This is a genomic window from Spirochaetia bacterium, assembly GCA_022482625.1.
In the GTDB taxonomy this organism is placed as follows: Bacteria; Spirochaetota; Spirochaetia; order Sphaerochaetales; family Sphaerochaetaceae; genus Pleomorphochaeta.
On sequence record JAKVOU010000001.1, the window covers coordinates 370,714 to 392,961 of the forward strand.

The 22,248-nt window shown below is 44.2% G+C and carries 18 protein-coding genes, 2 tRNA genes and 1 pseudogene; 15 read left to right on the top strand and 6 right to left on the bottom strand.

Translation table 11 applies throughout. From position 1 onward, the window contains the following. Positions 1–372 precede the first annotated feature (372 nt). Positions 373–1,830, bottom strand: a pseudogene (locus LKE40_01715) (sulfatase). A 402-nt stretch (positions 1,831–2,232) separates the two neighbouring features. Between LKE40_01715 and LKE40_01720 the strand changes: the two are divergent. From LKE40_01720 to LKE40_01740, 5 genes are all read left to right on the top strand, one after another. After that, positions 2,233–3,225: a tripartite tricarboxylate transporter substrate binding protein gene (locus tag LKE40_01720; protein ID MCH3916202.1), complete on the top strand. Its 993-nt coding sequence runs from the start codon at positions 2,233–2,235 to the stop codon at positions 3,223–3,225. 20 nt (positions 3,226–3,245) lie between these two features. After that, on the top strand, positions 3,246–3,689 hold the full coding sequence (locus LKE40_01725; protein MCH3916203.1) for a tripartite tricarboxylate transporter TctB family protein: 444 nt from the start codon (positions 3,246–3,248) through the stop codon (positions 3,687–3,689). Positions 3,690–3,701: 12 nt separating this feature from the next. Further along, entirely contained in the window at positions 3,702–5,234 is a 1,533-nt protein-coding gene (locus tag LKE40_01730; protein MCH3916204.1) for a tripartite tricarboxylate transporter permease, read from the top strand. 202 nt (positions 5,235–5,436) lie between these two features. Then, on the top strand, positions 5,437–6,780 hold the full coding sequence (locus tag LKE40_01735) for a sulfatase (protein MCH3916205.1): 1,344 nt from the start codon (positions 5,437–5,439) through the stop codon (positions 6,778–6,780). 103 nt (positions 6,781–6,883) lie between these two features. Beyond that, a complete protein-coding gene (locus LKE40_01740; protein MCH3916206.1) occupies positions 6,884–8,161 on the top strand; it encodes a glucose-6-phosphate isomerase in 1,278 nt (425 codons plus the stop codon). Between the two features lie 203 nt (positions 8,162–8,364). Here LKE40_01740 and LKE40_01745 read toward each other — a convergent pair whose 3' ends face one another. Continuing rightward, complete coding sequence (locus tag LKE40_01745; protein ID MCH3916207.1) at positions 8,365–9,351, bottom strand: hypothetical protein; 987 nt, start codon at positions 9,349–9,351, stop codon at positions 8,365–8,367. Between the two features lie 108 nt (positions 9,352–9,459). Between LKE40_01745 and LKE40_01750 the strand changes: the two genes are divergently transcribed. Together LKE40_01750 and LKE40_01755 are read left to right on the top strand one after the other, a co-directional pair. Beyond that, positions 9,460–9,870 carry a septum formation initiator family protein gene (locus LKE40_01750; GenBank protein ID MCH3916208.1) on the top strand — a complete coding sequence of 137 codons (411 nt, stop codon included), beginning with the start codon at positions 9,460–9,462 and terminating at the stop codon, positions 9,868–9,870. A 2-nt stretch (positions 9,871–9,872) separates the two neighbouring features. Further along, complete coding sequence (locus tag LKE40_01755; protein MCH3916209.1) at positions 9,873–10,451, top strand: L-threonylcarbamoyladenylate synthase; 579 nt, start codon at positions 9,873–9,875, stop codon at positions 10,449–10,451. A gap of 100 nt (positions 10,452–10,551) precedes the next feature. Here LKE40_01755 and LKE40_01760 read toward each other — a convergent pair whose 3' ends face one another. Further along, positions 10,552–11,838 (bottom strand): DUF1015 domain-containing protein, encoded by a 1,287-nt coding sequence (locus LKE40_01760; GenBank protein MCH3916210.1) that lies wholly within the window; start codon positions 11,836–11,838, stop codon positions 10,552–10,554. Between the two features lie 103 nt (positions 11,839–11,941). Between LKE40_01760 and LKE40_01765 the strand changes: the two genes are divergently transcribed. From LKE40_01765 to aroH, 3 genes are read left to right on the top strand one after another with little or no spacing between them, the layout of a single operon-like run. Then, positions 11,942–12,568 (top strand): thiamine diphosphokinase, encoded by a 627-nt coding sequence (locus tag LKE40_01765; protein ID MCH3916211.1) that lies wholly within the window; start codon positions 11,942–11,944, stop codon positions 12,566–12,568. Between the two features lie 10 nt (positions 12,569–12,578). Further along, on the top strand, positions 12,579–12,920 hold the full coding sequence (locus LKE40_01770; GenBank protein ID MCH3916212.1) for a hypothetical protein: 342 nt from the start codon (positions 12,579–12,581) through the stop codon (positions 12,918–12,920). A gap of 10 nt (positions 12,921–12,930) precedes the next feature. Next, a complete protein-coding gene (aroH, locus tag LKE40_01775; GenBank protein ID MCH3916213.1) occupies positions 12,931–13,299 on the top strand; it encodes a chorismate mutase in 369 nt (122 codons plus the stop codon). Between the two features lie 80 nt (positions 13,300–13,379). Here the strand turns inward: aroH and LKE40_01780 are convergent, their stop codons facing one another. Together LKE40_01780 and LKE40_01785 are read right to left on the bottom strand one after the other, a co-directional pair. Next, the gene (locus tag LKE40_01780) at positions 13,380–15,272 is read right to left on the bottom strand and encodes a right-handed parallel beta-helix repeat-containing protein (protein MCH3916214.1); all 1,893 of its coding nucleotides are present in this window, start codon (positions 15,270–15,272) and stop codon (positions 13,380–13,382) included. An 84-nt stretch (positions 15,273–15,356) separates the two neighbouring features. After that, positions 15,357–15,512 carry a hypothetical protein gene (locus LKE40_01785; GenBank protein ID MCH3916215.1) on the bottom strand — a complete coding sequence of 52 codons (156 nt, stop codon included), beginning with the start codon at positions 15,510–15,512 and terminating at the stop codon, positions 15,357–15,359. Positions 15,513–15,605: 93 nt separating this feature from the next. Here LKE40_01785 and LKE40_01790 point away from each other — a divergent pair, with 93 nt between their 5' ends. Then, the gene (locus LKE40_01790; GenBank protein ID MCH3916216.1) at positions 15,606–16,745 is read left to right on the top strand and encodes a transposase; all 1,140 of its coding nucleotides are present in this window, start codon (positions 15,606–15,608) and stop codon (positions 16,743–16,745) included. 1,589 nt (positions 16,746–18,334) lie between these two features. Here LKE40_01790 and LKE40_01795 read toward each other — a convergent pair. Further along, positions 18,335–18,408 (bottom strand) — tRNA-Thr (locus LKE40_01795). Positions 18,409–18,661: 253 nt separating this feature from the next. Between LKE40_01795 and LKE40_01800 the strand changes: the two genes are divergently transcribed. The 4 genes from LKE40_01800 to LKE40_01815 all read left to right on the top strand — a co-directional run bounded on the left by LKE40_01800 (position 18,662) and on the right by LKE40_01815 (position 22,206). Then, positions 18,662–18,743 (top strand) — tRNA-Tyr (locus LKE40_01800). A 60-nt stretch (positions 18,744–18,803) separates the two neighbouring features. Beyond that, positions 18,804–19,247: a YkgJ family cysteine cluster protein gene (locus tag LKE40_01805; protein MCH3916217.1), complete on the top strand. Its 444-nt coding sequence runs from the start codon at positions 18,804–18,806 to the stop codon at positions 19,245–19,247. Between the two features lies 1 nt (position 19,248). Then, the gene (gene dnaG / locus LKE40_01810) at positions 19,249–21,066 is read left to right on the top strand and encodes a DNA primase (GenBank protein ID MCH3916218.1); all 1,818 of its coding nucleotides are present in this window, start codon (positions 19,249–19,251) and stop codon (positions 21,064–21,066) included. Between the two features lie 39 nt (positions 21,067–21,105). Next, positions 21,106–22,206, top strand: coding sequence for a CHC2 zinc finger domain-containing protein (locus tag LKE40_01815; GenBank protein MCH3916219.1), 1,101 nt, complete (start codon positions 21,106–21,108; stop codon positions 22,204–22,206). The last annotated feature ends 42 nt before the right edge of the window (positions 22,207–22,248 follow it).

A 22,248-nucleotide genomic window follows, 5' to 3' on the forward strand; every position in this document is an offset into this window, starting at 1 on the left:
TCGAGAAGATCGGGTTCCCTAGGCAAACCTAGGGAATCCGATCTGTTCAATTACCCTGATATTCTTCTATTTGTATCTGCTGTTGAGAATAACAGCACGTTTTACGTTTTTCAGATGTCCTGGATCGACTGATAATTCAGTCAACTGCAGTAAATCCTCATAAGTGAGGTGAGTGCTCACAGGAAAAGTCTTTTTCAGAAGTGCGGGTAGCTGTTTGCCCCCATCCTTAAGCAGACGCTTGAGACAACAGTACATGTTGATGGCTTCCTGTGTCCAAGAATAGGCATGGACAAGTTCCTGCTCGATACCGGAAAACTTGATCTCTTCTTTCAGAGCCCTGAGCTTCCCTACAGTCATTTGACCGTCTTTCTGCAATCCATATCGGCCATAGAGTTCCTCAGGGGCATCAGCTTCGTAAAGCTTCTTGCTCATTTCATTGAGTAATCTGGTTTCCAATTCAGGATCGTCAATAGGAGAAAGTTGTCCTGGATCAGTTTCTGTATCAAAAAGCAAATCGCCATAATTTGTACTGTCAACAGGGCCGTCGATTCCCTTGACCTTCATTGTCTTGCATCCTTTTGTAAAGGTGAAAGGCTTTGCAAGTTCAATTTCCTGCAATTCGTCAGTACTGAAGAAATTTCTCATATGAGTCGGCATAAGCGTATACTCATAGAAATTACAATCTCTTTCCGGCGCATGCATATAGGTATACCTACCGTCGGTAATATTGATCTGCTTTCCATGATAGCCATAAAGGATATAGTCATGGACAGAACTGTCTTCTTTGATGACAGGGACCAACGATTTGCCGTCCATTTCCTTGGGCAATGCAATGCCGAAGAAATCAAGGATGGTAGCCGGCAAATCAATTGTCTGGGTAAGGGCACTTCTGTGTTGACCTTTCAATTTGAACCGCGGGTCATAGATAAAGAGCGGTGTCCTTGCAAGCTCATCATAAACCGGCATGCGTCCCTTGGCCCACCAACCATGTTCACCTAGGAGATACCCATGGTCGGTATTTACGATCAGCAGGGTATCCTTCCACATGTCATGGGCATCCATGAAATCGAGGACCTTTCCAAGATAGGTATCACACATGGTAATCAAAGCCGCATAATAATTGCGTACCTGTGTGACCGTATCAGCATCTTCTGTAACAAAGTAGTAGGGAGGCCAATCAGAAACAGCAGCATCAGGTTTTATCTCAAAGGCCTTGCGATAAGCTTCCTGGGTAAAGAATGGCTCATGTGGGTCAAACGTTTCAATCTGAAGGAACCAGTTGTCCTCTGCAACATTGCGGGAAAGGAATTCAAGGCCATGCCTGAACGTAGTTGCCTGAGGCATCCTTTCTTCACTAGTGATATATTTTCTGTTGGACTGGTCCTGGAATTCTTTTTTTTCATGGTAGACAATGTCCTGCTTGCCTCGCAATTGTTCAATAAGTTCTGGATAGACTTTCCAAGGGTCGCCTTCCTGTCCTCGTGAGCATTCCCATGAACTATATCGTGTATGATAGGTACAGCCTCCGTCTTCCCAATAGTGGTAGTGATCAGATATGAGATGGGAATAGATACCGTTTTGTTTGAGCATCTCAGGCATAGAGTTGTCATACGGTTCCATAGGGCCCCAGCTACGGTGAAGGAAATTATACCTTCCGGTATGGAGTTCTCTTCTTGCAGGCATACAGGGCATGCTGCCTACATATTGACAATCAAAGGTAAGGGAGTTGTCAGCCAATCGCTTGAAATTTGGCGTTGGAATCCAATTGCATCCGTAGGGTTCCAGCATCCTTCTGTTAAGGGAATCAAACATTACCATTATTGCTTTCATCAGTCGTTCTCCTCGTAGATGGTTACAATCTGATAGCTGCATCAATAAAAAAAAGAATATCCATGTCGCTTCGGAAAGGGAAATCCGAAGTCATGCTTCACACTAACAGAAATCATTCAGCAAGTCAATCTAGAATTTATTTCCAGCTATTGAAAGGAATAGATATGCAGTTAAAAAATTTATTTTTTCTTTTGACAAAACAGTAACCTGGGGTTATCATACTTATGTAAATTTAATTAAATAAATTAAAAAAATAAAAATCTGATTGAATCCTGCATCAATCAAAAGAAGTATCTGGCCTTTACAGGGAAAAGGGAATGAGCATATGTTGCAACTCATGGAAATATAATGATAAAGCCACATATGAAGTTTTTAGCGCATCAACCAATGGAGGTTTGCAAAATGAAAAAGAGAGATATCTTGGCAATGATCTGCATGCTGTCAATGGCATCAGCAGTTTTCGCCAATGGCAAATCAGAGCAGCAGTCTGCTTCTGAAAGTGGAGCAGAGTGGAAACCGGATCATAATATTACCATCCGTGTACCTAATTCTGCCGGTGGCACAATGGATACCCTGAGCCGAATCTTCGCACAGGGCGTACAGAAAGAAATGGATGTACCTACCGTAGTGAAAAATGTTACAGGTGCAGCCGGTGCCCTTTGTCTCAATGACCTGAACAAATCAGATCCAAGTATCAGTGAAATGATGGCAAGTGGCATAGCCTTCTTCACATTGACTCCTCTTGTCAACAAGGATGTAAAGGTTTCATTAGATGACTATGACCCCATTGCCAGCCTTGTAAGTGAGGATTTTGTACTCTATGTTGCTCCCAAGGATACCGGTATTGAAAATTGGGATGATTTCCTTGCCTATGCCAAGAAAAACGGCATAACAGCAGGCTGCAATGCACCTGGTGGTGCAACCCACATGCTATTCTCTGCCTTGCTGGGTGATGCAGGGATCAAATGGAATGCTGTTTCAACTGCAGGTTCAAACAAAGATTTGCTGAATCTTGTGTCAGGCAATGTCGATTGTGTCATAGCGACTGTTTCTGTAGGAAGCCAATTCGTCGAAGGTGGTATGGTCAAGCCGATTGCCTGTTTCTCGGACGCACCATTTACAGGGTTTGATAATTATACGGTTCCGACGGTATCCAGCAAAGGATATAACATCGTCTTCAAGTCCAATAATTTCATAATGGTACGTAAGGGAGTACCTCAGGATCATATTGATGCCGTGTACAACGCTTATATGGATTACCAGAAAACTGATGAATTCAAGGCTTTGGCCCAAAAAGCAAATTTTACTCCGAATACGATGAACGGAGCGGAAATTCGTAAGAGCGTCAATGATGAAAAAGACTTTTGCCAAACTTACTATAAGAAATACTATTGATCGGGTTTAGGAGTTTTGTGTTGAAAATCAAATACAAATCCAATTTTATCGCAGGTGTCTGCTCTGCCGTGTTTGGGGTCGTGGTACTTCTATTGATCCCAAGCCAGGTAGGGGTGGATACCGGTAAAACGTTCGGCGTCGGATCTGCGTCAATTCCTATGGGTATGGCACTGGTCTGTATTGTCTGTGGTATATTGCTGGTTATCAAAAGCAAGGTATTCAAGGATGATGTTGAAAAAGAACTAGAGGTCTCTCGGGAACTCAAGATATTCTTGTATTTCCTTGTACTACTTGCCTATGCTCTTACGTTTGATTATAGCTTTGTCATTTCAACCTGTATATTGGCTGTAGTGACGCTATTGTTTACCGGCTCGAGAAAAATCTCCTATTACTTGATTTCAGTCGGAATGGTTCTGTTGTTATATGTCACGTTCAGATTTTTGCTGAACGTCAACTTACCTTAGGAGGAGTGAGGAATGTCCCCAGTTCTTGTTGAAGCTTTTCATAATTTGTTATCATTCCAAAATCTGCTCTTTATCAATCTTGGAATGTTTATCGGCATAATCTTCGGAGCTATTCCTGGCCTGAATGGCAACCTTGCCATTACAGTACTGCTTCCGTTCACTTTTTCCTTGGGAACAGTTCCTGCCATATTGTTGCTTACTGCTATTTTCTTTGGTTCAAATTTCGGTGGATCAATCAGTGCAATACTGATCAATACCCCGGGAACAAATGCTGCAGCGGCAACTCTACTTGACGGATATCCACTGGCCCATATTCAGAACAAACCAAGGAAAGCCCTGGATGTTGCCTTGCTGGCTTCTACCTTCGGCGGTATCGTAAGTGCCTTGTGCCTTCTTTTCTTTGCTCCGCAAATCAGCAAGGTTGCAATGAAATTCGGTCCACCGGAATATTTTGCCTTGGCAATCTTCGGATTATCAATCATAGCATCCGTCAGTGGTAAAAGTATCCTGAAAGGATTGATCATGGGAGCTTTCGGAGTCCTTTTGTCCACCATGGGTATGGATACCATCAGCGGGAATCCTCGTTTTACTTTCCATAATCTTACATTATACAATGGTGTAGGTATGCTTGCTGTGTTGCTGGGCGTCTATGCAATTTCCCAGATGCTGGCAAGAATCAATGGATCAGAGAAAGTCCATCAACTGAAGGATTTGAAAAAACGTGATGAAGATGACCGGTTGACCAAGCAAGAGAAAAAACATCTTATACCTACGATGCTGCGTTCTTCCCTGATCGGTTCTTTCATCGGTGCCATTCCTGGCACAGGTGGTGCTATTGCAGCTTTCATTTCCTATAACCAGGCACAGAACCGTGCTAAGCCAGGAGAACATTTTGGAAAAGGTGAAATAAAGGGAATTGCAGCGCCGGAATCTGCAAATAACGGTGCTACTGCCGCGACTCTGATTCCTTTGCTGACATTGGGCATACCGGGTGATGTTGTTTCCGCTACTCTTGCAGGTGCCTTTACCATGCAAGGCCTGATTGTTGGACCGAGACTGTTTATCAACTCAGGACCTACGGTCTATGCAATTCTTCTCGGTTGTCTTATAACTCAGATTTTTATTCTTATACAGGGAAGGTACCTGCTGCCTGTATTTGTCAAGATCACACGCGTACCACAGGACTTGTTGACAACCATCCTCATCGTAGTCTGCTGTGCCGGAGCTTTTGCCATTTCGGATTCATCCTTTGATCTGAAAGTCATGCTTATCTTCGGTGTGCTAGCATATTTCTTCATGAAAGTGGATCTTCCGCCGGTTCCTATTGTACTTGGAATTGTCCTTGGGCCAATCGCTGAAGAAAACTTCAGGAATTCCCTGGTCATGTCGAAAGGTTCATGGAGTATTTTCGTTACCAGACCGATCAGTCTTCTTTTTATTGTACTGACGTTCATCTTTATCTATTTGTTGAAAAAGAATGAAAAAAAGGAAGCACAGGCTGCGGAAGAATTCAAACGGACGACACAGGGTACTGAAGAACTCTAGCATTCCATAGGTTCTGGTCAAAGGTTGATAGAGATCAGCCTGACATATGGTTTTTCCGTACTCTATATAATAATGAAATCTTTTTCGTAAAAAAGAATTGATATTGAAGTTTTCCCTGCATCAGTATCCATAGAAAGGATACTGGAATCGGGGAAAGGGTAGTCTTTATCATTTCAGGCAAAAATAAGGAAGGACAGTTACTATGAAATATAACATAATCTACATACATACCCATGACAGCGGTCGATATTGGAGTCCGTATGGTTATGATGTACCGACACCGAATGTCATGGAATTTGCAAAAAAAAGTACAACATTTCGCAATTGTTTCTGTGCAGGGCCGACGTGTTCACCAAGCAGGTCTGGTCTGCTGACAGGGACATATCCGCATCAGAACGGAATGTTAGGCCTGGCCCATAGAGGTTTTGCACTCTATGACTACCATGACCACATTGCAAACTATCTGAAAGACTCTGGATTCAAGTCCGTACTATGCGGTGTGCAGCACGTGGCGGCCCATAAATCTACCATTGGGTACGATACAATCGTAGGAACAAAAGACAAGGACTTGTTTGATCCTGTCTCCATGGAAAAATGGGACAGGGACAATGCCGATGCCTTATGTACCTATCTGCAGAAAACAAAAAGTGAAAAGAAACCACGGTTTGTTTCCATGGGTTTCTTTTCTACACATCGGAAATATCCGGCACCCGATCCCTCTGTTGTAAATGCAGATTACATACATGCGCCTTTTCCCATTGCAGACTGTCCTGAGACACGTCAGGATATGGCCGGTTACTGTCAGTCTGCCCACATATTCGATGAATGTTTCGGAAAAGTTGTCACCTCATTGGAACAGAATGGATATTTTGAGAATTCAATCATACTGTTGACTACTGACCATGGCATTGCTTTCCCTCAGATGAAATGTACACTCTATGATACTGGTATCGGAGTTGCCTGTATTGTCTATTATCCTGGAAATCACGCAAACGGTACTGTCTGTGATGCTTTGGTTTCACAATTGGATATTTTCCCGACTTTATGCGAGCTCGAAGGGCTTGAGAAGCCAGAAAGGCTCCAGGGAGTTTCTCTCTTGCCGTTGCTTGAAAAGAAATCTGCTGCAGTGAGAAAAGAAATCTTTGCGGAAATAAATTACCATGCTGCCTATGAACCTGCCAGATGTGTCAGGACAGATAGGTACAAGTACATACGACGATATCTTGCATATGACAAACCTGTACTTTCGAACATCGATCCTTCTTTGAGCAAGACGATGTTGCTCTCAAATGGGCTGGCAGAAAAAAAAGGTGTAGCCAGTGAGATGCTTTTTGACTTACTTTTCGATCCATGTGAACGTATAAATCTGATAAATGATGTTTCGTATGCTTCTTGTGCAGCAAAAATGTCAGCTGATCTGGACGACTGGATGAAAAAAACAGCTGATCCAATCCTGACTTATGGTGCACGTATCCCGAAACCCGATGGGGCAGTAGTCAATACATTGTCATGCATCAATCCAAAAGATCTGGACTATGAACTCTGATTGCTGTCATTGAACCGAAACCATTGGAAATTAATTAAAGCTTGATTTGGCATATCTGTTGACAGCATCTAGCATCAGACGGATATGGAAGGAGTACTGTGGTATGGAAAAATTTCAGTTTTCGGTTGTGGATACTGTCGGTTTGCTCGGACAGGATACCCTTACGAAAGAATGTAAAAGACAATTATCGGTCCTGCACAAAGTGCAGGCCGGAGAACAAAAATACAGTGATAATCTTGGTTGGTCGACGGTTGATTCATGGGCAAATGAAAAGCAAATAGACGACTTGCTGGCATTGTCCAAGCAGATCAAGGAGAAGGCTGATACCCTTGTAGTCATCGGCATCGGTGGGTCAAACCAAGGAGCAAGAGCTGCGATTTCTGCCTTGAACAAGAAATCATCCGTGGAAATCATTTGGGCAGGCAATAACTTGTCCAGTTACGAAGCCAACAAGACACTTGAGCACCTGAAAGACAAGGTATTTGTCATAGATGTCATTGCAAAAAACTTTGAAACGTTGGAACCAGGTGTAGCATTTCGGATTTTTAGACATGAATTGGAGTTGCGCTATAAAAAAAATGCAAAGGATTATATTGTCATAACAGGTACCAGAGGAAGTTTTTCACAGCAGCTTGCACAGCAGCATGGCTACCGTTTCTTGACATTTCCGACTGATATCGGCGGCCGATATTCTGTTTTGAGTGATGTCGGGCTCTTCCCGATGGCTGTAGCTGATATAGACATCAAGCAACTGGTTGCAGGAGCCCGCACTATGCAGGATAAACTTGCAAAGAATGATACACCAACAAACCCTGCATTGGAATATGCAGTTTTTCGCAATCTGATAGGCAAATTGGGTTATAAAATAGAGATGCTATCATTCTTTGAACCGCGCTTGACCGATTTCGGGAGATGGTGGGTGCAGCTGATGGCTGAAAGTGAAGGAAAAGACAACAAAGGATTATTTCCTGTCGTATCCTGTTATTCAGAATTGCTGCACTCAACCGGTCAGTTTGTCCAGGAGGGATCAAACATCCTGTTTGAAACATTCATACGGGTAGTGGATGATGGAAGCCCAGTCATATCCTTGCATAATGACAACGTGGATGATCATTTTGACTACTTGGACACAAAGAACCTTTCACAAGTAAACCATGCTGCTTTCAAGGCAACATTGACTGCACATGCCATGCGCTTCCCCTGCCTGGAACTGACGGTGGGACGACTTGAAGAATTTGAACTAGGGGAGTTGTTTTTTTTCTTTATGTATACATGCTACCTTTCTTGTCTGCTTACAGGCGTAAATCCCTTCGACCAGCCTGGAGTGGAAGCTTATAAGAACTATATGTTCCAGGAATTAGGGAAAAATTCTGCAAAATAAAACATCTTGGATATAGATAGCATCGGTAGCTGCGTAACGATGGGAAGTCTTCTCACGTCAGCTACCGATTACTTATCGGTTCAGATTACTTTTCTGCTTTATCCAGTGTGACATTCTGAAGCAAAGCTGATAGGAATTATAACTTTACGACAAAACCACCTCAAAAAGAGGTGGTTTTCAATGAGTAATTCGTTTTCCTCTTATCAACCATCGATGATATCATCGGTAACAATCTGCTGATCCTGCAACTCTTCTCCAGAAAAAGCTTGGGCTTGGGCAGCCATACGATTCTTTAAATCTGTCTCTGCCTCCTGAAGAAGTACTTCAGCATCAATACGCCGACCCTTACGAGTCGAAAAACCAAAGTTGCAAGATTGACCAGCTGCGTGTCCAGCAAAAAAATGTGTAAGATAGTGGCTGGCTTCCTGTATGTTGTAGAAGGGGAAGATCAGGCACACGGCACCGTCATTCATGACGTAGGAAAAAGCGGCATTGTCCGTGTTATGAAGCAATGTCTGTTTCAGTGCTGCTGGCAAACCATTTTCTTGGGCAAAGATACAAACAGAAAGATCATAATCATTGGCTATGCTTTCTTCAAGTTCATAGGCAAGTGCACTTTCCAAGGTCGGAAGCACCGTCGTTTCATGAACTTTTCCTGTTGCAGACGGTTCTGCAGCAGATTGCACAAATGGCTGTATATCTTCATGTTCCAGATAATTCAGTATGTCCATTACCTGTGTAGGCGTCAATCTGTTGAGGACTTTCATCGTCTCGTTGTTAAGAGAAACATAAGCATGTTCTTTTCCTTCAGCAGATTGCGGATTGTTTTTCCTTATAGGCTCAAATGTTTCTTCCTTTTCAGATTCTTCCCCAGGTTCTTCTCCCTGCGGTAGCGGATCATCGCCTGGCAATGTGAATAGCGGAGCATCATAACTGTTACGTGGCAATATGTCCGCTTTGTCTTCTGCATCAGCAGTATTTCTGTCAGCAATGATGGAAGCAACCTCGATGAGACACAGACCTATCAGCACCGGGAAAATATAAATCATCAGATGATAGAGAGTTTCAGCATGAATATTATATTTCGGAACCAAATATCGAATAAAAAGGAATCCACCTAAAAAGAGCACACCTGCGGAGATAATGAAAGAAAAGAAAACCTGTTGGACAAAACTACGTTTGTGTTGCATTGATCACTCCAGAGCTGTATTTCGGCAGGAATATTGAAAATTCACTTCCTATTATATATGCTATAAACACCCATGGCAATAAAATATTTCCGATTATTTGTTTTTAGTATGATTATTTTGTATTTTTCCTTATCTTCAGTTTTCTCTTCAAAGGGATATTTTGCCAATCGTCAGCTTCGTGAAGAGCTCATGGCACAGGAGGCGCAAGAACAGGAGCTTGAGGCACAGACTGCCGCGTTGGCACAGGAGCAAACCGAACTTGAACAAGGAAAGGGCGTGCTTGACGGCGTATATCATTTGGGATTCGTTGAAAACGGCGATTCGGTTTATCGCTTGGATTTACCGAAAGACAACCAAGAAAAAGGCAATACGGACACTTTTCATGCTACAAAGGAAGCACATACATTTATTCCTCTGTCCAGGAAGACAATTTCTTTGATTTCCTTGGCTTTCTCGCTTGCAATTTGTCTATTCTCTCGCATAATATCCTATCATATACAGAAATTAAAGGAACGATAGAAATGAACTTTGATGAAAATTCAGAGGTACTGTACCTCGGTGAACAGAAAACTTTTGACCGCATCGTCGAGCTGATGAATGCCAATGAAGTAGTCATACTTCCATGCGATACCATCTATGGGCTCTGCGCAAAAGTCGGACCTGCGGAACAGAACCTGCGGAATATCAAAGGGCGGGAAATGACAAAACCTTTCATTCAGCTGGCAACAGAAGAACAGGCGTTGTCAATTTGTGAAGTGCCAGATGAAATCAGAGCACTCTGGCCTTGTCCGTTGACATGCGTCATGAATCGGAAAGACGGCATGGGGACTCTTGCCATACGGGTACCGTCTGATCCTTTTCTGCAAGCAGTAATGACTAAGATTGCCTCGCCGATGTATTCGACAAGCGTCAATGACAGCGGCTATGAAGCCCTGACCAACATCATGGATATAATTTACACATATAAAGATAGAATTCCTGCTTTTGTCATCGGTGATGAAAAGCAGGGTACCGTTCCTTCAACTTTGCTCGACGTAACAAAAAGACCATTCAGGATACTTAGGCAAGGCGGCTATGATGCCTCCTTCCTCCTGCAGTAATTGCCTTTTCTTCCATAGGTTTCTTAGCTTACCGGCAACAAAAAATCGGTTGCCGGCATTTTTTATCTCAAAAGCCGATGTACGATGCGTTGTGCCATCTTCAGTCTTTCAACGACCTTGCTTCCAGATAATATCGCTTTTCATTGGCCTCTCCCATGGAGAATGTCTTACGAGGCAAAGCCCTGTCCTTGATAATTGCGGAGAAGAAAGTCTGTTTCGATACATCAGGAAGCACAAGGCCAAGATTGCCTGTCTGGTTGCCCAGCCGCAGGGTCTCATCGACACCATGGATATAGTCTACTTTGCCGTTCGTTGTTTCAAGCATGAGGTCTATGACTGACTGTATGCTTCCGGCGGCAAGCGAAGCTTTCGGCTCAGAAAGCGTATAGACCAACAATCCTTCTCCGGCTTCTGAAAGCCCGAACCTCTGTGCACCCGGTTCATTGATCTGTTTCAGGAAACCTGCAGCACTGCCTGTTACTTTTGCCACAGAGAAAGAACGGCACTGCTTTGTAAGCAAAGCGTCAAATTCTTTTCTTGACAAATTGAAGAAAACACGATGTATCGGCTCGAATTCCAAACCCTCATCATGGATATTCTCTATCTCAACCAAAGCGTAACGTGCCGGATGATGAAGTGCTTCCTCAGGGCTCAAGCGATTCCGTATATCTTCCCAACAACTTTTTGCCGTAGCCAGCGAATGGTTGCCATCTCCCATGGCAAAGAGAAGGGGATTGTCCGGGTCAAGTTTGTCATAGAGGCCCTGCAATGCTTCTGCAATGTGGGTAAAATCTTCTTCACTATCGACAAGATAACCACTTACATGGCCTCCGTTTTCCATCAGGTCCGTATCATAGACAAGTCGGTGTCCTGCCTTGAGAGGTTCTATGAGGCTTTTTTCTCCGTCGTCAATAAGAACCATGATATGCGGCAGTTCAAGCAATGCATGTTCTCTGATTGCTTTTCTCGGAGGAATACGGGAGACAATGGTACCTTCGGTAGCCCGTATGAGGGAAGTAGAATCAGGGCTGAAATCATAGGCCTCAAGATCGAGGCAACCTACCAAACCCCATCGGGTACTTCTTGGTGTGTCGCGCCTGACAAGCATGAAGCAGTTGTGATATGTGTCGAAGATACCATCCTTGACGTATTGTTCCATTGCCTTGTTGATCCGTTCAATCCTCTGTGCTGAGTCTTCGTCTTCAAGATAGACTTCAGGAAATGTCAGGGCCAATGTGCTGTAAGCATTGCCTACATAGTTGCTGACCCTTTCCCAATAGCTCTTGTTTGATGTATACTGGTCACAAGCTACGGTAGCCCACTTCCTTAGGTTGATTCCTTTTTTCGGTATAAGGATATCAGCTGGATGTAAGGCTAACTTAGCCATGCTTTCTACTGGGTTTTTCATTATCTGACCTCGGTTTTGATATATTCAAATATATCTTACTTCAAGGTTTAGGAAATCGCAATAGTTTGCTGAAAGGAATAGTATGAAGACTGCATTGATCATAACAAATGGAAATGCTCCTGCATCCCTGCCACCGGGATTGCCTGAAGGCGGTGAATTCATCGTGGCCGTGGACAAGGGCCTGGAGCTGTGTATTGTGCTTGGCGTAGAGGCAGATATTGCCGTAGGAGACTTTGATTCACTTACTTCCCTTTCCTTGTTGAAGGGTATCGAAACACGTTGTTTCCCCGCTGACAAGGACTGTTCTGATACAGAACTGGGTATCAGACAGGCATATGAAAGCGGCTGTGACTCCTATGTGCTTCTTGGTGGCGGAGAGGGTAGAATGGACCATTTGGCTGCCATATGGAGCCTGTTTCCCACCTATGGGGCTCCGCAATGCTGGCTGACCAGACAGGAAGCCAGCTATAAGGTGGATGGGAAAAGGACTTTTCTTTGCAGCAAGGATGAAACGGTCAGCGTCCTTCCCTGTGACCCTTCGGTCATTTGTCATGTGACTGCCGAACAGTTGCGCTGGCCTTTGCATGATTTTACTGTAGGGAAAGGGGCGCTTTCTCTTTCCAACAGATGTACCGCAGGAAAACTGGAAGTTTCAAGTGATGGCCCGGTCTTCATAACTTTTCTGAAACCGCGCGAGAATCATTGGTAAGGAGAAAAGGATGCTCAGAGAAAGAAGACTCCTTGAAATGGGAGACCGTGTACATTGGTACATGGTCTTTGCATTGTTGGGATTGCTGGTCTTTTATTTTCTATGCCTGCAGGCAGAAATAAATGCAAATTATCTGCAGTATGTTGCAGATAGCATTTCCTACCTTGTGCTTGTTTCCCTTTTCTTTGGGTTTTGGCTGGTAATTTTCTCGATTTCCGTGTACATCAGGGACAGGATTTTTCCGGTTTCTGTATTTATGTTGTCCTTGCTGCGGCTGTTGATGGTTGCCGGCATGGACTTCTTATTTTCCCTAGCCAGCAAATTTGTCCTGAAAGGTTTTATATTTCAATAGGAGTAGTTCAGTGAAAGAAAGAATTGTCGATGCACTGAGAGGTGCCATCTGTGTTTCTTCCGATACATCGGATGCAATCGATGATGCAGTAAAGAAACTATATGAGAACATCATGGAGAAGAACCATCTTGAAACAAATGATTTGGCATTTATTCTCTTTACGCAGACAGGGGACCTAAGAAGCAGGAATCCTGCTGCTGCATTGCGGGCTTCAGGACATGGAAATGATGTGCCTCTGTTCTGTATGCAGGAACTGGAAATAGAGGGTATGCTGGAACGAGTCATACGCATCATGATCGTCACCAACGTCAAAATTGAGAATCCAAGACCGGTCTATATGGATGGAGCACAGCAGCTCCGACCTGAATTCAAGTTTTGAACGCTATAGGAACATAAAAGAAGGGGCTGTTTCTTAAGTCTAGTTTTCTTAGTCTTTTGAAACAGCCCTAAATATATCTATTATTTCGCAGCATATGCTCCAATAGACCAACTACTTCCTCGTGGAGTACCATTCATATCCTTACTTAATATGTCCATGATCTGCTCACCTGTAAAAGAAAAATCAGCACCGGTTGAAGCCATATATGAATCCAATTTTGCGGAATCCAGCACAAACCCTCCGGTAGTAATAGAGCTATTTGCAGAAGGGCTCAAAGTAAAATCATCATTGGTATAATCAGTAAAAATTGTCGAAGGATCCCAAGTATCATCGGAAACACCTATTGTTCCACCTACATTTCCTGACATATCTTCAGTGTCCAAGCCAGTACGACTCGTTGTAAACTGGCTGGGAGAAAGAACATAATACACGCTTGTTGTACTCCGTGGTGCATATAATGCGGTTGTAAAATCAAAATAGGCATTATTCAATAGCTTTTGAGGTTTTATGGAACTTGAATCAAAGTAAACGCCATAGCTTTCATATGTGCTTTCCTTAGAGAAGAGACCATTATTAATGAGTATAGGTGATCCACTTGCAACGTATATATCATATTCATTTTCTGAAGAACTTTTACAAGAGCCTCCTGCAATTGTATTGTTTATGAGTAATGGATAGTTGCTTCCTGTAGAATATATTCCGTACATTGAACCTCCTGAAGTACTCTTGCCCATGTTGATAACATTTCCGGCAACAATACAATTTGAAGAACTGAAATACAACCCATATTGATTCATAAAACTGGTTGGCATACTTATAATGTTGTTGGCAATCAATGATGAAGACTGGGAACTCCAATAAACGCTTCCACTTCCACCAAAACCATTTGGTTTCGAGATAATTGTATTTTCAGTAATAATGCTAGTCGATGCGTTTTCAGATATTGCTCTCGTTCCTAATGAAATCCCAAACATACTAAGTGGTCCTCCAGCACTAGCCAGAATAGCATTGTTTTGAATCGTTGTTGTTGAAGAAGAATTAACAATTCCCATTGAAAAGCCGTAAAAACCATCCGAGTTCAATCCAGTGCTAATAATACAACAATGAGAGATAACAACATCCTTAGCAGAACTATTATATATTCCTTGTGTTCCTGAAAGTGCCGTACTAGTCTCAACTGAACTATATGAGATTTTCATACTACCACTTTCATTGTAAATTCCATCAGAATATTTAGCAGCTCCCGATGTTATTGAACAATTAGTTATCGTAGAAGCAGAATCAATATTTCGTATTCCTTGGGAATATGAAGTAGCTGTTCCCGAAGTTATTTTACAATTCTGAATAAGTGGACTTGCATTGTCACTTATTAGAATTCCAGCAATGCAATCTCTTGATAAGGTATCATATTCAATAGTCAATCCATTGATCTGCGTAGCATTCGTAAATGAAGATCCTGACATTGATATAACAGAAAAATATGCATTAGAAGTTCCTGCTGCAATTGCATTACATGTAATTATGGATTGAGGATCAACTTCGGAACCCTGTTCGCTTTTAGAATATGTAGCAGCCGTCCAGTCTTTGCCATCAGTGCTGACAGTATAATTACCAACCAGTGATACACCCGGTTTCATCGTCAGTGTTGCATCTGTTGCATAATTACCAGTAGAAATTCTAACAGTTCCCGACGTTAGGCTGTTTATCGCATCTTGAATGTTACTAAATGGTAATCCTTTGGAACCATTTGCAGTATCACTTGCATAACCGTTTGGAGAAACATAAGCAATGCCAGCTTCAGCTACTGTTGTGATGTAAACAGGTTTTATTTCTTTATCTTCTGTTGCATCGAAGGAAATTGGATTGTCCGTTGAATCAACACCATTTATTCCCCAACTTGTAAAGATGCTATTTGTTGTGGTCTGATATTTCGCATATAACGTATCACCAGAGCCAACAGTATAGGTAGTCACATCATTTGAAAATGTTCCAGTTAATGGTTCTCCTGAACAATTGTTCGTTTTATAGAGGTTTTTGCAAAACTCGAAACTGATGGGTCAGTGTGCATAAATATGCAGTTTTCTCAGCAGGATTCCCGGCCTGTGCCCGGAAGGGAAAGAAAGGGGAGAAACTGAGGGGAAGGCTGCACCGGCATGCCATGGTGCCGGGAGGACAGCCCCGCCCCGTACGGCAAAGGACAGGTGTACCGTCATCTTTTTCTTGAAAAACAATTCTTTTTAGGGTATGAAAAAAGGCTCGCTTTTGATATACTTTGATTGTAAAAAAGAATAAAAGGAGCCTTTACCATGGATAGTACACCGAACCGCCTTTCACTGCAACCCCTCCTCTTCGACCGGCAGGACCTGTGCGGCTGCTTCTTCCTTGAGCCCACCCCGAAGGAGGTGGAGTTCCTGCGCTACTGGCAGGCACTGGTTGCCCTGGTCCCCACGCGGCTTTCACGGCCTGCGGGAGGGCGTACCGGGCGCAGGGGCTACAGCCTGATGGACATACTGGCGGTGCGTGCGGTGCTGCTCTTCTTCCGCCTGGACACCGTCACGGCTGCGGTTGCCCTGCTGCAGTCGAGCCCGAACCTGAGGACGGTGACACAGCTGGGGCGGGTACCCAGCCCGTCGTCGGTGAGCAGGCGGACGTCACGGCTGCTGGAGGAGATGGACTTCCGGGGGATCCATGACCGGCTGTGCAGGCAGTTCTATGCAGGCAGGACGGTGTGCCACCTGAGCCTTGACAGCACGCCCGTGGATGCACGGGAGAAGCCTGCGGTGAGGGCGAAGCGGCAGAAGGGCCGGAGGGGCCGCCCGAAGGCCGGCAGCGCAGAGGAGAAGGCGGTGCAGGAAAGGAAGGGGCAGGAGGCACGCCTGGTGCAGCTGCGCGACAGCGGGGACCCCCATGCCTACCTGGCCACGCTGGAACAGCGGTGCACGGTCACGGGGAAGCGGAACAGCAGGGGGCACATGCAGTGGCGCGTGGGCTACAAGGTACACCTGGCAGTGGACGACAGCGGCATCCCGGTGGCCAGTGCGGTGACGGGGGCGTGCGTGCATGACACGCAGCCGGCGATCCCCCTGCTGCGCATCGCCGCAGGGCGGTGCACCTGGCTGTATGCCCTCATGGACGGTGGCTACAGCAGCGGGGCGATCAGGGACAGGGTGCTTGCCATGGGCAGGGTGCCGCTCATCGACTTCAAGGCCGACCGCAACGGGGCCAAGGAGGAGATGGACCCTGCGGGACGCGCCAGGTACCGGGCACGGACCACGGTGGAGCGTACCAACAGCGAGCTGAAGGAGTGTTTCCTGCCGAAGGCGCTGTACGGCCGGGGGCCGAGGGCACGTTTCGACCTGCGGCTTGCGGTGCTGCTGCTGACCGTCAAGCGGATGGGCAAGGTGCTGGAAGCACGGCAGCAGGCGGCAAGGAAGAAGAGCGCATAGCAGGAAGGAATGGAAATGATGGCAGAGTGCAGGCACCCGGGAGGGCGTCCGTCCTGCGTGTGCGCGCAGGCCTGCGGCAGGCCATGAAGGCTACGTGATGCGGCCGGTTTCCATCCCCTGCAGCTGTCAGGCATGGCTTCTGCATGGATATGCATCATCCGTGAATATTTATTCAGGCATTCGTGAGTTTTGCAAAAACCTCTATAAAGCTTAACATATTGTTGTTTGCTCGGCTCCTGTACGGTTATTATCCTAGGAATTTGTCGTACTGAGATACTGATCGATAAATTTTCATTTATGGAAGAAATAAAACCACTTGTTGCGCTAGAACTTGTAAGTTCGTTCCATTCGTTAACTTCATAATTTTTTGTATCCAAATCAACAATGGAGACAATTATGCTTGAACCGCTTTTTACATATTCGCTGACAATCTTACCTGCTAAAACAGTCTGTAGCGTACCATCATTAATCTTATAAGTAAGATTGTAGTTATCAGGTACATCGATTGTTATACAAGGCATCAATGCAGTTGAAAAAGAAATTGTCTCATCCTCTGAAATGGTTAAGTCAGCTGAATCTTCCGTTAGAATATCTACATCATCATTGTCAGACCTTAGTTCGTGATGCTCAGGTGCATCTATTAAAGAAAAAGTATAAATATCGCCGCTCCAACCTTCAATTGAAGTAGTTTCTGAGGCTGTTAATGTCTCCACTACATTATTGTCTTTACTAATATTCAAAGCAGTATCGGAAGGTGCTGTAATTGAAAGAGAATGTTTTTGTTTAAATTCTACACTAATCTCGGTATCTGCGGATGCTATAACTGTAGCAGTCGTTGAAGAAACCATGGTCGCCTTGTTCCAGCGATATACTTCATAGTTTTGATCTTGATATGAAGTAAGCATACTAAGTTGAAGTGTTATTGTTTTTCCATCAACGACTTTGATCGTAGTACTTGTACCGGCATTTACTGTTTCTGATATAGAATCACCTGTTACAAGTATGTTCGCTTGTTCAGGTGCTTGAATTGAAATATTCCATGATACAGTTGGTTTACTGGAACAGGAAACAAAAAATAGACTTGTGATTAACAAAAAAATGTTAAGAATTCTTTTCAAAATACTTTCCCCTTCAAGTTGTTTACTTATCAATATTTATAAAATATATAAGCAAACAAGTTTTTATTTTTTAGTAGAAATATAACGTAAATGAGGATATAAGTACAGGTACATAATTGCTTTGGTTCCGATGAAATTGTTCTTTGAAAATTTGTCGTTTATTTTCTTATACTTGTAAGTAGAGAATTATAATAAATTAGATTTTTATTTTCTCAATGTTTGAAAAAAACAAAAAAGTAAGTCTTTTTGTAACATTCAAGTTTGAACTATCCAGACAAAGTAGGGTGTAAGATAATATAAACTACTGAAGTAGATAAATGAATGGGTTGAAACCATTACAGTTGCCAAAGAATGTAAGTGCAGAGGAAAAAGAAAAAGCAAATCGTTATACTTGAATCGTATCCACGGTCTGCTTTCTTGTTTGTCTGTGGTTACTCAAAACTTAAGTTTGTAATAACCTGCTTTTTCATAAGCCATCTGTCAGATTCGAACTGACGACCCCGAGATTACAAATCACGTGCTCTGGCCAGCTGAGCTAAGATGGCAAGTCGCTTTTCCAAGCGCCATTCTGTTTTGACTGTCGAATGGTACAGATTTTCCTTTTCTTTGTCAATCAAATCCGATATTCTTTTTTTAGTCCTGTCTTTTTGCACGGTCTGTACCCTTGCAGAAAATGCCCAGCATGTCTAAGCTGGAAGCAAGGTGTTCTTTGTTGGAAAAAATAGTTTTGTTTTTTTTTGCGAAGCATGTTGACAGGATGCTTCATTTTCTCTATATTCCTACTTGTCTTGAGCGCATGGAGAGGTTCCCGAGCGGTCAAAGGGGGCAGACTGTAAATCTGTTGGCTCCGCCTTCGAAGGTTCGAATCCTTCTCTCTCCATAACTTGTGAACACCTTCTTCAGTCGCTGAGGAAGGTTTTTTTTATCCTTGGGGGTAGACATGGTGCATTTTTATGATAAAGGACTCTGTTTTGCCTGCAGAGGGTGCCATTACTGTTGCAGCACAGAACCTGGATTTGTATTTCTCAACCAAGGCGACGTGGATGCAGCCTGTGCATACCTGAAACTTGATGAAGCATCTTTCATTGCTTCATATTGCCGTAAGGTACCCCAGGGAGAAGGATGGTATAAGATAAGTCTGATTGAAAAAAAGAATTTTGACTGTATCTTCCTGACAAAAGAAGGGTGTGGCATTTATCCAGCCAGACCACTGCAGTGCCGGACCTATCCCTTCTGGCCGTCAATCATGGAAAACCAGCACAGCTGGGAGGAAGAGACACGGTATTGCCCAGGAGTAGGAAAGGGGACGCTGCGGTCAGGTGAGGAGATCAGACATCTGCTGAAACTGCAGGAAGAAAATGTCCCGTTGCTGAAGAGGTGCTGAGGTGAAGATATCGGATGAAGTGCTGTCGCAGATAAAGGAAAGGCTCTCGCTTTCCCAGGTAGTCGGCCGGTATGTGACCTTGCACAGCGCAGGAGGAAGTGATTTCAAAGCTTGCTGTCCTTTTCATCACGAAAAGACCCCCAGCTTCTATGTCCACGATGACAAGGGCTACTATCATTGTTTCGGTTGTGGCAAAAGCGGTACAATCTTCAATTTTGTCATGGAAATGGATCATTTGACTTTTCCTGAGGCTGTAGCCAAACTTGCTTCGCAGGCTGGCATACAGCTGCGGGAAGAAAGTGAAAATGACAAGAAAAACCGTAACCAGAGGCAAAGCCTCTATGAGCTTAACCATAGATTGTCTGCAACTTTCCATTATTTGTTGCTCAAATCAGACCAAGCAACCTTTGCCCGCCAATACCTGAAAGACCGAGGCGTCAGCGACGAAATGATAGAGAACTTTAATTTGGGATATGCTCCGGCGGGAGGCAGATGGCTGTATACTTTCCTCAGGAAAAAAGGCTATGACGACGTGCTGTTGCAGGCAAGCGGCTTGTTTTCAAAGAACTATTTTCCTTATTCCATCTTTCAGGACCGTCTGATGTTTCCCATACGGACCTGGGACAACAAGACCATTGCTTTTTCCGGCAGGCAACTGAACGGAGAAAGCAAGGCCAAGTATATAAATTCCCCTGAAACAGCAATCTTCTCAAAGAAACATAATCTTTTCGGGATCCATGAGGCACTGCAGACACTGAGGGACAAGAAGGAAGCCCTGCTCTGTGAAGGCAACTTCGATGTCATGGCTTTGCATCAGGCGGGTGTCACCCAGGCAATGGCGCCTCTTGGAACGGCATTTACACAGGAACAGGGCAAATTATTAAGCCGCTACTGCAGCAAGGTAAGCCTGCTTTTTGACAATGATGCAGCAGGAGCGTCTGCAACAAAAAAGGCAGTGGTACTCCTACAGCAATTGGGACTCGAATGCCAAGTCATAGACATGCAGGGAGGGAAAGATCCCTCGGAAGTTCTCAATTCACATGGGGCAGAAGCCTTGCATGCAGGAGTTTCCTCTTCTCTTTCCGGTTTTGATTACCTGGTCCAGGTCAACAGAAAAGAACATGATATCAGGAAACCGAAAGGCAAAGGCGACTTCTTTGCAGCCATGTGTCCCTATCTTGATGCCACGGACAACGAAATTGAAAAGGATACATTCCTCAGGTCTATTGCAGAAATACTGCAAGTTGACCGTAATACCATCAACCAGCAATATCTCTCAGCACAACAACAATTCCGACGACAGGACTTTCAGCAGCAGGCTGCCGAGCCTGCCGTCCATCCTCTATCCTTGGACCGGTTGTCGGTTGACCTTTACCTGATGCTGACGGTTGCCAACAACCGCAGTCTGTTTGTTGAACTGAGGCAACATCTGGATGCGGAAGAGCTTAAGGATGACGAGGCACGACAGGTTTATACGCTTCTGGAGGACTTGGGAAGAGAACAGGAAGGCAAGAATGATGAATACTTGCTTCAGGCATGCCATGATCCGCAATTGCTTTCTGACTTGAAATCTTCATTCATACTCTCTGATTTCCACAGAGAAAACAGCCATCGGATAATGAATGAGCTGATTGACCGCATACTGTTGAGGAATATGGAAGAACAGCGAAATACCATCGTGCACCTGATCAGTCTTTCTTCCGAAGACGGCAGACTCGAAGGACAAGAGGAGCTGCTTCAGGAAAAAATGGAACTGGACAAGCAGATCATGCTCCTTAAGGCAAAGCCGATAAACTCTATAGACACTTTCAGAAACTGAAAAGGACTTCTTTCCTGCTAATAAGGGAGGAGGGACACCATGATGGAATTTACACGAAGGGATCTCGACAGGATTTCACATGCCTACAGCATCACCGAGGCATTGTCACAGTTTGCAGGAATCGACATCAACTGCAGAACCAGAACAGGAAAACGTGTAGTCATCCGCTGTCCTTTTGCAGATCATGAAGACCGCCATCCAAGTTTTGTCATTTACCAAAACAGAAGGTTCTGTTGTTTCGGTTGTCATCGTAGTGGCGATGTATTTACACTGGTCCAAGAACTTACCGGTTGGAATTTCCTACGTACCGTCAGGACCATTGCCCGTCTTTCAGGAATCAATCCAGCAACGATGGTACAGGACAGGATGAAAAACGATAGGTTGCTTGACAGGCAAAGCCACCTGTACAACCGTCAGTTGGCAAACTGTAGCAAAACCGTTTCGCTATATCTTGCCAAACGGGGATTTTCCGTCAGCCAGCTCGTCATACAAGGAATCGGGTTTGCTTCATCTGCGCTTCATACCCATTCTTACGAATCTCTTGAAAAAAACAGTGCTCCCTTTTCAAGTTCAGGATATATCGTTTTCCCACTGGTTTGTGTCAGCGGACATACGGAAGCATTTCTTACGCGCACTGTCGGCACTGGGATGCCTAAGTATAGATTGAATCAATACTTGGAACGAAGACCTTTGTTCTACGGTGCCCCTGAGGCATGGAAAGCCATAACAGCAGCAGGCAGGACGATATTGGTCGAAGGTCCATTTGATGCCCTTGCTTTTGTCGTTTCAGGAGAAAAAGCTGTCTTGGCAGAATGCGGATGCTATCTTTCTGAGGCAGCAATTGCATTGTTGAAGCGACAAAGGGTACAATGTGTCTATCTTTGCCTCGATAATGATCCTGCAGGAAGGATTGCAGAAAGAAGGCAAGTATTGGAACTTATGCAGGCAGGGATGACTGTTTTCATAGGCCGTTACACTGCCAAGGATCCTGCGGAATGTCATGCCAAGGCCATGTTGTCCGATATTGTCTGGCTGAGATGTAATCTGAGAGCCGAAAGAGATAAAAACCAGAGAAAAAGAAGGCTGGAAACAGTTAAATACAGTACCCAGATGGTTGACAATCGAACAATTTTGCTGTAGTTTTAGCAGTATTGCTTATTATCGTAAAATGGGTTGGACTCA